Here is a 14,722-nt window from a genome sequence, read left to right as displayed (position 1 = left end):
CGGGGCAGTCGAGCCCCTTGCAAGCCTCGCCGGGCTCTTCGCCGGGAGCCCGGCGTCACGCGGGAGGAAGGGGGCTCAGGGCACCCCTTCCTTTCGCCGTTTCAGGCGCCGGCGCCTTCCGTATTTCCGGTCATCGCCGCGCGGCGGCCGGCGGGGCGGGGGGCGGGCGGGTTGATGGCGGCGAGGACCGCCACGGCGAGGCCGATGACCAGCACCCACACGGCCGGGCGGGGGCCGAGGTCGAAGGTGAAATTGGCATCCAGCACCAGCCACGGGTCCACCCGCGTCGCCAGAGCATACCAGAGCATTTCCACGCCCGCGGTGAGCGCCGCCCCGGCCACCGAGAGGCCGGTCATACGGAGCGGCGTCACGGTCTTCCCGCCGCGCCCGGCCACGCGGAAGGCGAAGAGCAGTAGGAAAATGCCGGCCATCAGCACCGGCTCGGTGACATCCAGCTTCGACTGCATGAAGAAATGCACCGTGCCCAGCACGGCGATGGCGTAGACGGCCATGTGCAGCCGGTTCCAGCGCGTCGAGCCGAGCCGCCGGATGGCGCCGTCGGTGGAGGTGGCGCCGAGCGCCACGAGCAGCGCCACCGCCACCGCGCCGATGGTGAGATAGATGCGCAGCACGATCTCGCTGAGCGCGCGGCCGAAGCCCTGATCGATGATGTAGAGCGTGAGATGCAGCGCCGCATAGCCGAGCGCCACGAGGCCGAAGATGCGCCGGCCGAAATAGAGCTTGGGCATGTTGAACAGCCGCCGCAGCGGTGTCACCGCCAGCGTCACGGCCAGGAAGCGGATGGCCCACAGGCCGGTGAAATGGATTGCCTCGGTCCACGGCCGCGCGCCGAGCTGGCCGTTGGCGGCAAGGCCCACCAGCCACACCGCCGGCAGGATGCTGGAGACGAGGAACAGGGTCTTCTCGGGGCTGAAACGGCCGGACCGCTCGTGAAACAGGGGCATCGGGACCTTTCCGGCAAAGCTGTGCAGGCGCCCGCCCGGCGCCTGCTTCCCCTTACGCCGCCCCCTGCGGCGGCGTTACGGCCCTCTCCTGCACGATGGCGTGAGGTGGGACGCGAGCGTGCCTCAGGCGTTCAGCTCGCCGTCGATCTGCGCCTTGAGGCCGGGATCGATTCCGAGCGCGCCCGCGAGCCAGTCCAGATAGGCGTGCTCGGCGTCGTTGTCCGGCCGGATGGCGAGGGCGGAAGCCGCGTAGATCTGCAGGGCCGCCTCGGGCGTCGTCGCAGCCGCGACCACCTCGTTGGGATCGACCGGGGTCGTGAGGATGGCGATCAGCGCATCGCGCTCCGGCGAACCGGCCCCCATGCGCTCCAGCCCGCCGCCGATGCGCGAGACCTCGTCTTCGTCGATCTCCCCGTCCGCCTGCGCGGCAGCGGCCATGGCCGAGAGCAGCACGCCGGAGAAGGCTTCCGGGCCCCCCGGCGCGGCGGCGGGGGAGAAGGCCGCGTCCGGCGTGCCGGAGGAGAAGGCCGAGCGCCCGCCGGAACCGGCCTGCCACTTGCGGAGCGCCTTCCAAGCCAGCATCCCGATGACGGCGAGGCCGCCATACTTGATCAGGCTGCCACCGCCCGACGCGCCGGACGGCTGGTGGCCGGGCTGGGGCGAGGGCTGCGGCTGGCGATAATCGGAGGGCATCTCCGGCGGGGTATAGCCGCCGGCCTGGCCCGAGCCGCCACGACCGAGGGCATCCGAGGCGAAATCACCGAGATCGCCCCCCGCGCCGCCAGACATGCCGCCCCCCTGTGTGGAGCCGCCGGACGGCCCGCCTGCGCGGCCACCGCCCAGAATCTGGCCGAGAATGTCTTCCAGCCCGCCGGAGGGGCCGCCCGAGGCGCCGCCCGATGGACCACCCTGCGGCGCCCCGCGCCCACCGCCGAGCACCTGCCCGAGAATGTCGCCGAGGCCACCCGGCAGGCCCGAAGGCGCCCCGCCCGAGCCGCCACGCTGGCCACCGCCGCCGAGCACCTGCCCGAGGATGTCGCCGAGGCCGCCCGGCAGTCCCGAAGGTGCCCCGCCCGAGCCGCCGCGCTGGCCGCCGCCGCCGAGCACCTGTCCGAGAATGTCGCCGAGCCCGCCCGGCAGCCCGCCTCCGCCTTGCTGGGCGCCGCCGCCCCGCACGCTGCCCGAGCCGAGCGCCGCGCCGATGAGCTGTCCCAGAAGATCACCCGTTCCGGCCATGGCTTCCTCCCTGTTGGTGCCGCCACAGGCGCAAGGCCCGGCCGCGATCAAGGCTGCTAGCACCTTATTGAGTCCAACCGCGGGCACGGTCTCACGCTAGGGAAGGCCCATGGGAAGGTCCATGCCCGCGTTCGAGCTAAGGACGAAGCCGGCACCCGGACAAGCCCGAAGATGCCCCCGCCCGGTCCGGCGCGCTTACGAAGTCGCGATCAGATGACGCCGGATCTCGTCGGCGGCCGCCGCCGCGTGCGTCTGCGCCAGATCATGTCCCGCACCCGGCACGATGCACAGGCGGGACGCGGGGAGCAGGCGCGCCAGCCTTTCCCCGACCGCCACCGGGCTGATGGGATCGGCATCGCCCCACAGCAGCAGCGTCGGCGCGCGGACCGTCGAGAGTCGGTCGGACAGGTCCTCGACGGGATCGGCGATCCATCGCGCCGCGTCCGGGAACGCGCCGGAATAGTCCGGCCGCCAGTCTTCTCCGCCGAGATCGGCCACCGGGACCCCGCCGGAGGTGACGCAGAGAACGAGCGTGCGGACGAGGTGGGGGAAGGCGAGCGCCAGCTTCAGCGCGATATAGCCGCCCATGGACTGGGCGACGATGGCCACGGGCTCGCGCATCCGCTCCGCCACCAGCGCGACGAGATCATCGATGCTGTTCACGTCCGCGCGGGCCGGCTGGCGGCCCAGTCCGGGCCAGGAGAAGAACGTGCCGTCCCACTCGGCCCGGGCCGCGACAGGCTGCCAGAACGCGGCGTCTCCCGTTGCGCCGGGCAGGAACAGCGTCTCGATCATGGTTTGCGGGGCTGGCGTGGCGGGCGGCTAGACCGCCACCGGGGCCTTGATGGCTGGGTGGGGATCGTAGCCCACGATCTCGATGTCCTCGTAGCGGAAGGCGAAGATGTCGGTCACCGCCGGGTTCAGCCGCAAGGAGGGCAAAGCGCGCGGGGTGCGGGAGAGCTGCTCGCGGGCCTGATCGAGGTGGTTCACATAGAGGTGCGCATCGCCCAGCGTATGGACGAAATCGCCGACGCCGAGCCCCGTCACCTGCGCCACCATGTGGGTGAGCAGCGCATAGGAGGCGATGTTGAACGGCACGCCGAGGAACACGTCCGCCGAGCGCTGGTAGAGCTGGCAGGACAGCTTGCCCTCAAGCACGTAGAACTGGAACAGGCAGTGGCAGGGCGGCAGGGCCATCTTCGCCACATCAGCCGGATTCCAGGCGGTGACGATGAGGCGGCGCGAATCGGGGTTGCGGCGGATGTCGGAAACCACCTGCGCGATCTGGTCGATCACGCCGCCCTCCGGCGTCGGCCAGGAGCGCCACTGGTGGCCATAGACCGGGCCGAGATCGCCCTTGGCGTCCGCCCACTCGTCCCAGATGGAGACGCCGTTTTCCTTCAGGTAGCGGATGTTGGTGTCGCCGGCGAGGAACCACAAAAGCTCGTGGACGATGGATTTCAGGTGCAGCTTCTTGGTGGTCACCAGGGGGAAGCCGCGCGCCAGATCGAATCGCATCTGGTGCCCGAACACCGAAAGGGTGCCGGTGCCGGTCCGGTCGTCCTTGCGCACGCCCTCGTCGAGAATGCGGCGCAGGAGCTGCTGGTAAGCTTCCATTAGGTATGTCCGGCCAAGATCAAGCGCCATAAGGCTTTCGCCGTCCGACTTTAGCCCGCCCGCCCGGACGCGGCCAGCACCCGCCGGCCGCCGTCCACATGCGGGCGGGAACATGGTTGCCGGCGTCTTATGGCAGGGCTGACGCTGGGACAGGTGTGGCAGGGCGGGGGCTGATGGCGAAAAAGTGAGTGATTTCCGCTGCGTATGACCCTTGGAGACCCCCTTTTTCGCCACGAGGTAGCCGTATTAGACCAGCATTGAACGCTTAAGTTGACGATCAAGGGCAAGACACATGAGCTCCCAAACCAACCTCAAGGCCGCGCTGATGGAAGTTCGCGCCTATCTGGCGCAGGAAGCCCAGGCCGAGGACTTCCGCAACGAAGCCGCCTGGGAGGCGGGTTCGAGCCGCGAGGAGCACGCCGCCAGCGATGCCCTCACCCGGCTCGACGAGGTGCTGCGCCAGCTCAAGGCCCAGCAGCGCCCCTGCAAGGACGAGCACACCGTGAAGGGTGAGCGCGCCCATCCGCGCGGTCACGAGCGGGTGCGCCTGCACCCGACCGAACTCGCGGCCTGATCAAGGTTTCCCCTCTCCCGCCGAAGGGAGAGGGCGTTTGCGTCTTTCCGCCTACCCCCGCACGCCGGCGCCGCCGATGGCGTCGAACAGCGCAGCATCCGCGCCGAGGCCGGCATTGGGGGTGGTGAGCAGCGTGTCCCCGTAGAACACCGAATTTGCCCCCGCGAGGAAGCAGAGAATCTGCGCCTCGCGGCTCAGGGCGGCGCGTCCGGCCGAGAGGCGCACCCGCGAGGCGGGCATGACGAGGCGGGCGGTGGCGACCATCCGCACGATCTCCAGCGGGTCCACCGGCGGGCGATCGGCGAGGGGGGTCCCCTCGACTGCCACCAATGCGTTCACCGGCACGCTTTCGGGATGCGGATCAAACCCCGCCAGCACCTGCAGCATGGCGGCGCGGTCGCGCATGGTCTCGCCCATGCCGATGATGCCGCCGGAGCACAGTTCGATGCCCGCCGCGCGCACGGAGGTGAGGGTGTCGATCCGGTCCGCATAGGTGCGGGTGGTGACGATCTCGCCGTAGAAATCCGGCCCCGTATCGAGATTGTGATTGTAGGCGGTGAGCCCCGCCTCGGCGAGGCGCTGGGCCTGATGCGGCTCCAGCATGCCGAGCGTGACGCAGGCTTCCATGCCGAGGCCGCGCACGCCGCGCACCATCTCCAGCACGGCGTCGAACTCGCGCCCTTCCTTCACCCGGCGCCACGCCGCGCCCATGCAGAAGCGCTCGGCGCCATTGGCCTGCGCCTGCTCGGCGAGGGCGACGACGGAGGCGGGATCGAGGAACTTCTCCCGCGTCAGGTCCACCTCCGCATGGCGGGCGGACTGGGAGCAATAGGCGCAATCCTCCGGGCATCCGCCGGTCTTGATGGAGAGCAGGCTCGCGCGCTGGACCTCGTTGGGGTCGTGATTGGCGCGGTGGACGGCATTGGCCCGGCCCACCAGTTCCAGCAAGGGCAGGTCCATGAGCGCCGCGATCTCGTCAACGCTCCAGTCGTGGCGGATCGTGCCGTCCTCAGTCTTGGCCATGCCCATGCTCCTGCTTCCGCGCGATGTGGGAGGGCCGGTCTAGTCGTGTTTGCGGCGCGTTCCAATACCGCCGGCCTTCCCAAATGGGTGACTTGACCTATGCGTTCGCTGCAGTGCAGCGTTGACATTGGGCTTTCGTATACATCACAGTGTTCCCGTTCCAAGGGGGGCCCCGGAAGGGGCTGAGATATCGCAAGTTCGCGGAAGTTTCCTCTTCCGCGGCGCCGCGATGACCCTTCGAACCTGATCCGGGTCATACCGGCGAAGGGATCGGAACTTGTGCTCCCGGCGCTCAGCGTCGCCCCGCACCCGTCTCCTAGCTCTACACCCCGGGTCTCGTTGAAAGCGCAAGCTGAACGGAGATCCGCAATGCTGGACGAAGCCTCGACGTCCTCCCTGAAAGTCACCACCGGGCCGCTGCCCCATTCGCGCAAGGTGTTCGTCTCCGCCACCCGGCCGGACGTGCGCGTCGCCATGCGCGAGATTTCGCTGACCGACCCGTCCGAGCCGCCGGTGAAGGTGTACGACACCTCCGGCCCCTATACCGACCTCGATGCCGTCATCGACCTCACCAAGGGCCTGCCGCAGCTGCGCGCCCAGTGGATTCGCGAGCGCGGCGACGTGGAAGAGGTGGAGGCCCGCGCCGTCCGCCCCGAGGATAACGGCCTGAAGGAGGGCCAGTCCTCCACCCTGCCGCAGTTCGATCTTTCCGGCCGCAAGCCGCTGCGCGCCAAGGCGGGCAAGCGCCCGACCCAGATGGCCTATGCGCGCGCCGGCATCATCACGCCGGAGATGGAATATGTCGCCGCCCGCGAGAACCTCGCCAAGGTGAATGGCGGCGCCCATCCGCACCATCAGGCCATGGGCCTCGGCGCGGCGATCCCCTCCGACATCACGCCGGAATTCGTGCGGCAGGAAGTGGCGCGCGGCCGCGCCATCATCCCCAACAACATCAACCACCCCGAAACCGAGCCGATGGCCATCGGCCGGAACTTCCTGGTGAAGATCAACGCCAATATCGGCAATTCGGCCGTGACCTCGGGCGTGGCGGAAGAGGTGGACAAGCTGGTGTGGGCCACCCGTTGGGGCGCCGACACGGTGATGGACCTGTCCACGGGCAAGAACATCCACACCATCCGCGAATGGATCATGCGCAACTCGCCGGTGCCCATCGGCACCGTGCCGCTCTACCAGGCGCTGGAGAAGGTGAACGGCGTCGCCGAGGACCTGACCTGGGAGATCTTCCGCGACACGGTGATCGAGCAGGCCGAGCAGGGCGTGGACTACATGACGGTGCACGCCGGCGTGCGCCTGCCCTTCGTGCCGCTCACCGCCAACCGCGTCACCGGCATCGTCTCGCGCGGCGGCTCCATCATGGCCAAGTGGTGCCTGGCGCATCACAAGGAAAGCTTCCTCTACGAGCACTTCGAAGAACTGTGCGAGATCCTCGCCCAGTATGACGTGGCTTTCTCCCTCGGCGACGGCCTGCGCCCCGGCTCCATCGCCGATGCCAACGACGCCGCCCAGTTTGCGGAGCTGGAGACGCTCGGCCAGCTCACCGAGATCGCCTGGAAATACGACTGCCAGGTGATGATCGAGGGCCCCGGCCATGTGCCGCTGCACCTCATCCGCGAGAATGTGGAGAAGCAGCTCAAGGTCTGCCACGAGGCGCCGTTCTACACCCTCGGCCCGCTGGTGACGGACATCTCCCCCGGCTACGACCACATCTCCTCCGCCATCGGCGCGGCGATGATCGGCTGGTTCGGCACGGCGATGCTCTGCTACGTCACGCCGAAGGAGCATCTTGGCCTGCCCGACCGCGACGACGTGAAGGCCGGCGTCATCTCCTACAAGATCGCCGCCCACGCGGCCGATCTCGCCAAGGGCCACCCGGCCGCGCGCATCCGCGACGATGCGCTCTCCCGGGCCCGCTTCACCTTCCGCTGGCGCGACCAGTTCGCGCTCTCGCTCGATCCGGAGACGGCCGAGCGCTTCCACGACGAGACGCTCCCCGCCGAGGGGGCCAAGGTGGCGCACTTCTGCTCCATGTGCGGGCCGAAGTTCTGCTCCATGAAGATCTCGCAGGAGCTGAAGCTGGAAGCCGGCGACATCGCCCGCGCCCAGGCCGACAACCTCGCCTCTGCGGGCATGGCCGAAATGGCCCAGAAGTTCCGCGACGGCGGCGGCCTGATCTACACCCCGGCCCCCGAAGTCGCGCCCCCGCCGCCCGCCGCGGCGGAGTGAGGGGCTGAACCCGCACCCCCGGACTCTCTCCCGCAAAGGGAGAGGGGAGGACGGGTGGTGACGGAATCGGGCTTGTGCGCAAATCGAATGGTGCTCCCTCTCCCCTTGCGGGAGAGGGCAGGGGTGAGGGGTGTCTCTCCCCCCGTTCCAGAGGCCGGGGTTGTGGCACCGGCCCTCTCGCCCCTCAGTTTCCAAGCATCCCCATCACCACCCCCAGCGCCTGCTCCGGCGTTGCACGCGCCCAGTCGGGCATTTGGTGGCGGAAGAAGGTGGCCTGGCGCTTGGCGTAGCGGCGGGTGTCGCTTTGGCCCTCGGCGATGGCGTCGGCGAGGGACATCTCGCCTTTCAGATAGCGCGTGAGGGCCGGCGCGCCGTGGGCCTTCAGGACCGTGCGGTCGGGGGCGAGGTGGCGGGCGGCGAGCCGGCGCACCTCCTCCAGCGCCCCGGCGGCCATCATCGCCTCGAAGCGCACGTCGATGCGCTGGCGCAGCAGGTCGCGGTCCACCTCCAGCACGATCTTCGCGCAGCGCGCCGCGTCCAGCACCGGCGGCTGCGCATCCCGATGCCAATCGGTCAGCGAGCGGCCGGTGGCGTGGATCACCTCCAGCGCGCGCAGCACGCGCTGGCGGTCGTTCACCTTCAGCCGCGCGGCGCTCTCGGGATCACGCGCGGCGAGGCGGGCGTGCAAAGCCGGGCTGTCCAGCGCCTCGGCCGCGCCGCGCACCTCGGCGCGCACCGCTTCGGGAATGGCGGGAATTTCGGCAAGCCCCTGCGTCAATGCGCGGAAATAAAGCCCCGTGCCGCCCACGAACACCGGCAGGCGCCCGGCCGCGCGCGCCGCGGCGAGGGCGCGCTTGGCGTCCTCCAGCCAGCGGCCGACGGAATAGTCCGTGTCCGCATCCACATGGCCGTAGAGGCCGTGGGGCACCTCGGCCATTTCCGCGACGGTCGGCCGCGCCGTGAGAACGGACAGATCGCCGTAGACTTGCATGGAATCTGCATTGAGAACGATGCCGCCCGTCCGTGCGGCAATGCTCAGCGCGAGCGCCGACTTGCCGCTGGCGGTCGGACCTGCGATGAGCACTGCCAACGGTTTTCCCCCTTCGAGCTTCGAAAATTCCATGGCCTACGTCGCGACGCTGATTTCAAACCCATCTGCCCCGGCTTTGACCTACGAGGCAATCCATGCCGCGCTCGCGGTGCTGCCGCAGGCGCAGGACCCGGTGGTGCTGGAAGACGGCGTGGCCGTGGACATCCATTTCGCGCCCGAGCTTGCGGCCGATGCGGGCGCGCTGGCGGACGCGGTGCGCGGCGCGCTTGGGGACGCCCCCATCGACGTGGTGGTGCAGCTTGAGACCGGCCGGCGCAAGCGCCTGTTCCTCGCCGACATGGATTCGACCATGATCGGGCAGGAGTGCATCGACGAACTGGCCGACCTCGTGGGCTTGAAGGCGCACGTCTCCGCTATCACCGAGCGCGCCATGCGCGGCGAGATCGCCTTCGAGCCGGCTTTGCGTGAGCGCGTGGCACTACTGCGCGGCCTGTCGGCGAGCGTGGTCGGCGACGTGCTGCGCGAGCGCATCACCCTCACCCCCGGCGGGCCGGAGCTGGTGGGCACCATGAAGGCCAACGGCGCCTATGCCGCCCTCGTCTCCGGCGGCTTCACTTTGTTCACGCAGGAGATCGCCGCGCGCATCGGCTTCGACGAGAACCGCGCCAACGAGCTGCTGGTGGAAGACGGCACGCTGCTGGGCGCGGTGGCCGAGCCCATCCTCGGCCGCGACGCCAAGCTCGCGACGCTGGTGGAGCTGCGCGACCGGCTGCACCTCGCCCCGTCCGAGACCATGGCCGTGGGCGACGGCGCCAACGATCTCGCCATGCTGGGAGAGGCGGGGCTCGGCGTCGCCTATCATGCCAAGCCCGCGGTGGCGGCGGCGGCCCATGCCCGCATCGACCACGGCGACCTCACGGCGCTGCTCTACATGCAGGGCTACAGCCGCAGCGAGTTCCGCACCGCCTGAGGGCTTGCCCGCTCACCCGGTAAAGAGAGCGACGTCATCGCCCGGCTTGTCCGGGCGATCCACGGGTCGGCTTGGTCGAATGATCGTGGAGCGCGCAGGCGGCGGGGTGGATCGCCCGGACAAGCCGGGCGATGACGCGCGCTGAAGGCGAGTCGGCCTCTCGCGCTTGCTCTACTGCGCGGTGCCCTGGCCGGCGGCGGCGGCGCCCTGCTGGTTCTGGGCGTTCTGCGAGCGCGGCAGCGGGATGATGCGCACCTTGCGCTGACCCGGCTGCTCGGAGGCGGGCGCGAGCGGCGCGGCGACGGTGGCGGCGACGGGGCCACCCGCCGCAGCTTCGGCCGCAGCGGTGCTGCCCGCCGGCGGCTTCGCGGCCCCCTTGCTGCCCTTGGGCGTCTCGGCGGGGCGCGGCGCGGACATTTCGCGCGCCTGCTCCTCGGTCACCAGGATGTCGCCCTTGCGCAGGGTGGTCTCGTCCTCGAGCCCGGCGAGGGCCTGCGCCCAGGACTGGCCGGCCGGCTTGCAGGTGCAGGAGGGGACCAGCTCCTTGCGGTAGCGCAGGGCGTTGGGCAGCGACATGTAGGACTGGCCGGAGATGCTCACCGCCGACTTGATGTCGCCGCTATAGGTGAAGAGCTGCGCATCCGAGCCCGGGCACAGCCGCTTGCAGAGCTGGTCGTCCTGCGCGTAGCGGGTGGAATTGGTGGAGCTCGCCATGGGGAAGAAGTAGCCGTCGCAGGTCCGCACGCACACGGTGCGCGAGGAATAGGTCTTCGGCTGCTCCAGCGGCATCAGGTCGAGGTCCGGCGAGGTTTCCTCGCTCTGCGGCTGCTGGGAGCCGAAGATGGCCTCGAAGAAGTTCTTCGGCTTGGCCGGCTCGGCGGCACGACGGGCGGCCTGGACGGCGGCGGTGTATTGCGGGCCGCAATTGTTCTGGGCGAGGGCGATGATGAGCGCCCGGCGCTGGCCGCCATTGTCGGCGCCGCCGCGCTCCAGCCCGGCGATCTGCGACCTGAGGCGCGAGACCTGATCGTCGATCTGGTCGCACTGGGGTGGACGGGGCGGGCCCTGGAAGATGAGGAAGCCGCGCGGCGCATCGCAGCCCATGCCGCGCGCCTGGGCGGACAGACGGTCGAGATCGCCGCGGAGCTTGGCGGCCTGCGCCTGCTGGTTGGCGACGCCGCCGGCGCTGCGGTCGAGGGCCATCAGCGAGCCTTCGAGCTGCTGGCAGGTGGGGCTGCCGGCCTGCGCCAGCGCGGTGCCCGCGGTGGTGAGGGCGACCATGAGGCCCAGCGCCAGACGGCGCGCAGCCCCTCGCACAGCCTTCCCACGGGCTGCAATCCGGGCCATCCGAATGGCGCCGATCCCTCGCGCGGACTCCATCCTCAGCTCTTCTCTCCACTGGCGCCGTGCCGATCCGGCGCCCCTCTATAGACCGACAGCGGGGGACAATGGTGACGAAACTGTGGCCCCTCTCCGGAAGGTGAGGGGCCAGCCCGGTCGCGTTCCGGCGCGCTCAGCCGCGGCCGCGCGAGCGGATGTTGAAGCTGTCGAAGGCGTATTCGGCGATCTGCCACCACACCAGCTGGTCGGCGCGGATGGCGTTCATGGAATCGAACGCCTGCTTGAAGGCCGGGTTGGTGGCGGCCAGCTCGTTGTAGAGCTCGAAGGCCGCCTTGTAGCCGGCCTCCATGATGGACTGCGGGAAGGGCTTCAGCTCCACGCCCTGCTGCACCAGCCGGCGCAGCGCCGGGGGGTTCACCGAATCGTACTTCGCCAGCATCCAGTTGTTGGCCGCCTCGGCGGCGTTGCGGACGATGGCCTGGTAGTGCTTCGGCAGTGCGTTCCACTGGGCGCTGTTGATGACGAGGTGCAGCATGGCGCCGCCCTCCCACCAGCCGGGATAGTAGTAATACTTGGCCACCTTCACGAGGCCGAGCTTCTCGTCGTCATAGGGGCCGACGAACTCCGCCGCGTCGATGGAGCCGCGCTCCAGCGCCGGGTAGACATCGCTGGGGGCGATCTGCTGCGGCACCACGCCGAGCTTCGCCAGCACCTGCCCGCCGATCCCGCCGATGCGGAACTTCAGGCCCTTGAGATCATCGACGCCGGTCAACTCCTTGCGGAAGAATCCGCCCATCTGGCAGCCGGAATTGCCGAGCGGCATGGAGGTGACGTTGTACTTGGCGAGCACGCCGTTGATGATCTGCTCGCCGCCGCCGAAGAACCACCAGGAATGCTGCTGGCGCGAGTTGAAGCCGAACGGCACGCCGGTGCCGAAGGCCAGCGCGGTGTCCTTGCCGGTATAGAAATAGGTGGCGGTCTGGGCGCACTCCACCGAGCCGGTGGAGACCGCATCGAGCGCCTGCAGGCCGGGCACCAGCTCGCCCGCCGGGAAGGTCTGGATCTGGAAGCGGCCGTCGGTGGCCTCTGCCACGTACTTGGCGAAGATCTGCGCGGTGCCGAAGATGGTGTCGAGGGAGCGCGGGAAGGAGGAGGTGAGCCGCCACTTCACCTCGGGCTGGGTCTGCGCGAGAGCGGGGGCGGCGACCGCGCCGGTGGCGAGCGCGGTGGCGGACGCGCCAATGAAATGGCGGCGCTTGATCTCCATGGATGTGCTCCTCGGGCCGTTGATCGGGCTCTATGGGGTAGGGCGAAACCTTGCGATGGGGCGAAAGGGGTGTCACGCGGCGCGGCAGCCGTCAATGTCGTCGGTCGCCGGCACCGCGATATTGCGCGGCTCTTCCGCTGCGGGCGGGGCATCCCATATGTCGATGGCCTGCCTGTGGCAGCTTTCCGGGGAGTTCCATGACGCACGTTTTCTCGACCACCCGTCCCAGCCTCACCCGCCGTCTCGGGCGCCTCGCGCTGGCCGGCGCGCTCGGCGTCGCGGCGCTCGCGGGCGGGCCGGCGCTGGCGCAGGAGCCCAACCTCATCTTCCGCAAGTCCACGGTCTGGAAGTTCCTGACCCCCGACGACAAGCTCGCCGTCTACGGCATCGATGATCCGGTGGTGGAGGGCGTGGCCTGCCACTACACGACCCCCGAGAAGGGCGGCGTGAAGGGCATGGTGGGCCTCGCGGAGGAAGTCTCCGACATCTCGCTCGCCTGCCGCCAGGTGGGGCCGATCTCGTTCAAGTCGAAGTTCGAGCAGGGCGACGTGGTGTTCCGCGAGAGCCGTTCGTTCTTCTTCAAGAAGATGCAGATCGTCCGCGGCTGCGACACCAAACGCAACGTGCTCGTCTATCTCGTCTATTCCGACAAGCTGATCGACGGCAGCCCGAAGAACTCCACCTCCACCGTCCCGATCATGCCGTGGGGCGGCAATACCGACGTGCCGAAGTGCGCGGACTTCCTGAAGTAACGGCAGGCTGAACGCCGCGCGCCCGGGCCGGAGATCCCTCCACCCGGACGCGCGGCGCGCTGTTCAGAGGAAGGTCACCTTGCCCGTGCCGATGTCGTACATGGCGGCGGCCGACTTCAGCTGACCGGCGGCGGCCCGCTCGGAGAGGATCGGCCCCGCGGTCTGCGCCAGCTTGGCGTTCAGCTTCACATTCTGGTCGCTGGCGGCGGCGAGGAGATCGGACGGATTGCTCCGCATGGCCTCATAGACGGCCGGGCGGATGGCGTTGACGAGGCTCGGCAGGTGGCCGGGCGGCAGGGTGTTGTCCTTGATGGACGTGATGGTCGCCTGCACCGCGCCGCACGAGGCATGGCCGAGCACGAGGATCAGCTTCACGCCGAGCACCGCGGTAGCGAATTCCAGGCTCGCCAGGCCGTTTTCATCGATGAAGTTGCCGGCCACCCGGACGATGAACAGTTCACCCGGCCCCTGGTCGAACACCAGTTCCGGGACCACCCGCGAATCCGAGCAGGCGACGATGGCCGCGAACGGCTGCTGTCCCGTCGCGCGCTTCAGGCGGCCGGCGGAATAGTCCGCCTCCTGGGGCGTGCCGGCCACGTAGCGGGCATTGCCGTCCACCAGGCGCTTCATGGCCTCGTCCGGCGTGACCGGGGTCGCCGTGCCATATCCACCGCTGGTCTGGGCGAAGGCGGAGGCGGCGAACAGCGGCGCGGCCGCAAGGGCCAGTCCACCCGCCAGCCCGCCGGCGAGCAGGCGTCGGCGTCCGATGGATGGTGATGAGCACGTCTCGCACATGGGCGATCCTCTCCCGGTAACGGTGGTTCAGGCATGTTTGGACCCGCCCGCAGCGTGTCGCAGGGGCAGGTCAGGGCCGAACATAGCTGATCCGGGGGCGATGGACCGTACCCGGCGATCACAAATCGCTGACCTAAAGCTTTGCCTTAAATCGCCATTTTCGCCTTCGGCGCGGCGGCCGGGACGGCCCGCCGGAGCCGGGCTAGCGCGAGCAGGTGATGGCCACCGTTTCCGGGCAGAGCGGGCCGGTGCAGGTCGCTGCGGGCGGGGCGACGCTAGAGGGGGTGAAGGCGGAGGCATGCGCCGTCACGCGGCCGAAATCGATGACCTGGCTGTAGGCGTGGGTGCGGCACCAGGCTTCCGCCACCTTCTGCCCGCAAGGCGCGCCGGAGGCGAGGCAGGAATCAATGCTGGAGCCGTCGGAATTGTCGATGAGGAAGATGCGCGTCTCCGCCATGGCCGGCGCCATCAGCGACAGGCTCGCCACGGCAACGGCGGCGAGGGTTCGGATCAGCGGCATGGACAGGTCGGCACCTCTTTTACAGGCGCGTCCCGAACGCGGCGGAGCGCTTTCGGGTCACGGGCGGGATCATCGGATGCGCCCCGACCCCCGCCCGGCGCAACTCAGCCGGGGATAGACGCTCACGAAGGGGCAGGTCAAGCTGGGGAAGATAACGATATCCGGAGGTGCGGGGCCACGCCGGGCGGCGTGAAACATCTTGACGAGCGCCCGCGCCCGAACCATTGTCCCGCGCCATGAACGGCGGTCTCGTCACCATCTGCGCCATTGCGGCGATTATTTGCGGTTAGCCGAAAAGCTGGCCGCGGCCGTCCTTTGCTCATCTTCTTAGACAAGGATCTGGACGCCCCGGCCGGTGGACCGGCTT

Annotated in this window: 14 protein-coding genes and 1 riboswitch; of the genes, 4 read left to right on the top strand and 10 right to left on the bottom strand. The window is 69.4% G+C overall.

Annotated elements, in window-relative coordinates; all coding sequences use genetic code 11:
- Positions 1 to 101: 101 nt before the first annotated feature.
- The 4 genes from FHT36_RS04160 to FHT36_RS04145 form a co-directional block, all read right to left on the bottom strand.
- A complete protein-coding gene (locus FHT36_RS04160; RefSeq protein WP_169121211.1) occupies positions 102 to 965 on the bottom strand; it encodes a sulfite oxidase heme-binding subunit YedZ in 864 nt (287 codons plus the stop codon).
- A 123-nt stretch (positions 966 to 1,088) separates the two neighbouring features.
- Complete coding sequence (locus tag FHT36_RS04155) at positions 1,089 to 2,201, bottom strand: tellurite resistance TerB family protein (protein WP_169121210.1); 1,113 nt, start codon at positions 2,199 to 2,201, stop codon at positions 1,089 to 1,091.
- Positions 2,202 to 2,396: 195 nt separating this feature from the next.
- Positions 2,397 to 2,996: an alpha/beta fold hydrolase gene (locus tag FHT36_RS04150; protein ID WP_169121209.1), complete on the bottom strand. Its 600-nt coding sequence runs from the start codon at positions 2,994 to 2,996 to the stop codon at positions 2,397 to 2,399.
- A 27-nt stretch (positions 2,997 to 3,023) separates the two neighbouring features.
- The gene (locus FHT36_RS04145) at positions 3,024 to 3,818 is read right to left on the bottom strand and encodes a thymidylate synthase (RefSeq protein ID WP_169121208.1); all 795 of its coding nucleotides are present in this window, start codon (positions 3,816 to 3,818) and stop codon (positions 3,024 to 3,026) included.
- Positions 3,819 to 4,110: 292 nt separating this feature from the next.
- Here FHT36_RS04145 and FHT36_RS04140 point away from each other — a divergent pair, with 292 nt between their 5' ends.
- Positions 4,111 to 4,392 (top strand): hypothetical protein, encoded by a 282-nt coding sequence (locus FHT36_RS04140; protein ID WP_169121207.1) that lies wholly within the window; start codon positions 4,111 to 4,113, stop codon positions 4,390 to 4,392.
- Between the two features lie 51 nt (positions 4,393 to 4,443).
- Here FHT36_RS04140 and bioB read toward each other — a convergent pair whose 3' ends face one another.
- Positions 4,444 to 5,415 (bottom strand): biotin synthase BioB, encoded by a 972-nt coding sequence (gene bioB, locus FHT36_RS04135; protein WP_169121206.1) that lies wholly within the window; start codon positions 5,413 to 5,415, stop codon positions 4,444 to 4,446.
- A gap of 153 nt (positions 5,416 to 5,568) precedes the next feature.
- Positions 5,569 to 5,703, top strand: a riboswitch (TPP riboswitch).
- Between the two features lie 81 nt (positions 5,704 to 5,784).
- On the opposite strand from bioB, the gene thiC reads away from it, so the two are divergent.
- Positions 5,785 to 7,659 carry a phosphomethylpyrimidine synthase ThiC gene (thiC, locus tag FHT36_RS04130; protein WP_169121205.1) on the top strand — a complete coding sequence of 625 codons (1,875 nt, stop codon included), beginning with the start codon at positions 5,785 to 5,787 and terminating at the stop codon, positions 7,657 to 7,659.
- Positions 7,660 to 7,843: 184 nt separating this feature from the next.
- On the opposite strand, the gene miaA is transcribed toward thiC, so the two are convergent.
- Positions 7,844 to 8,782: a tRNA (adenosine(37)-N6)-dimethylallyltransferase MiaA gene (gene miaA, locus FHT36_RS04125; RefSeq protein ID WP_169121204.1), complete on the bottom strand. Its 939-nt coding sequence runs from the start codon at positions 8,780 to 8,782 to the stop codon at positions 7,844 to 7,846.
- Here miaA and serB point away from each other — a divergent pair.
- Positions 8,781 to 9,680 (top strand): phosphoserine phosphatase SerB, encoded by a 900-nt coding sequence (gene serB, locus FHT36_RS04120; protein WP_169121203.1) that lies wholly within the window; start codon positions 8,781 to 8,783, stop codon positions 9,678 to 9,680. The two genes, miaA and serB, sit on opposite strands and share 2 nt — an antisense overlap.
- 171 nt (positions 9,681 to 9,851) lie before the next feature.
- On the opposite strand, the gene FHT36_RS24805 is transcribed toward serB, so the two are convergent.
- Positions 9,852 to 10,997 (bottom strand): DUF2865 domain-containing protein, encoded by a 1,146-nt coding sequence (locus tag FHT36_RS24805; protein WP_348644372.1) that lies wholly within the window; start codon positions 10,995 to 10,997, stop codon positions 9,852 to 9,854.
- Positions 10,998 to 11,193: 196 nt separating this feature from the next.
- On the bottom strand, positions 11,194 to 12,282 hold the full coding sequence (locus FHT36_RS04110; protein ID WP_169121500.1) for a TRAP transporter substrate-binding protein DctP: 1,089 nt from the start codon (positions 12,280 to 12,282) through the stop codon (positions 11,194 to 11,196).
- Positions 12,283 to 12,485: 203 nt separating this feature from the next.
- Between FHT36_RS04110 and FHT36_RS04105 the strand changes: the two genes are divergently transcribed.
- Positions 12,486 to 13,040 (top strand): CreA family protein, encoded by a 555-nt coding sequence (locus FHT36_RS04105; protein ID WP_169121201.1) that lies wholly within the window; start codon positions 12,486 to 12,488, stop codon positions 13,038 to 13,040.
- A gap of 63 nt (positions 13,041 to 13,103) precedes the next feature.
- Here the strand turns inward: FHT36_RS04105 and FHT36_RS04100 are convergent, their stop codons facing one another.
- Positions 13,104 to 13,835 (bottom strand): carbonic anhydrase, encoded by a 732-nt coding sequence (locus FHT36_RS04100; RefSeq protein WP_169121200.1) that lies wholly within the window; start codon positions 13,833 to 13,835, stop codon positions 13,104 to 13,106.
- A gap of 202 nt (positions 13,836 to 14,037) precedes the next feature.
- Positions 14,038 to 14,355, bottom strand: coding sequence for a hypothetical protein (locus FHT36_RS04095; RefSeq protein ID WP_169121199.1), 318 nt, complete (start codon positions 14,353 to 14,355; stop codon positions 14,038 to 14,040).
- Positions 14,356 to 14,722: the final 367 nt, after the last annotated feature.

This window comes from Xanthobacter sp. SG618 (assembly GCF_012932745.1).
GTDB classification, from domain to species: domain Bacteria; phylum Pseudomonadota; class Alphaproteobacteria; order Rhizobiales; family Xanthobacteraceae; genus Xanthobacter; species Xanthobacter flavus.
This window is presented reverse-complemented; position numbering and strand designations above follow the sequence as displayed.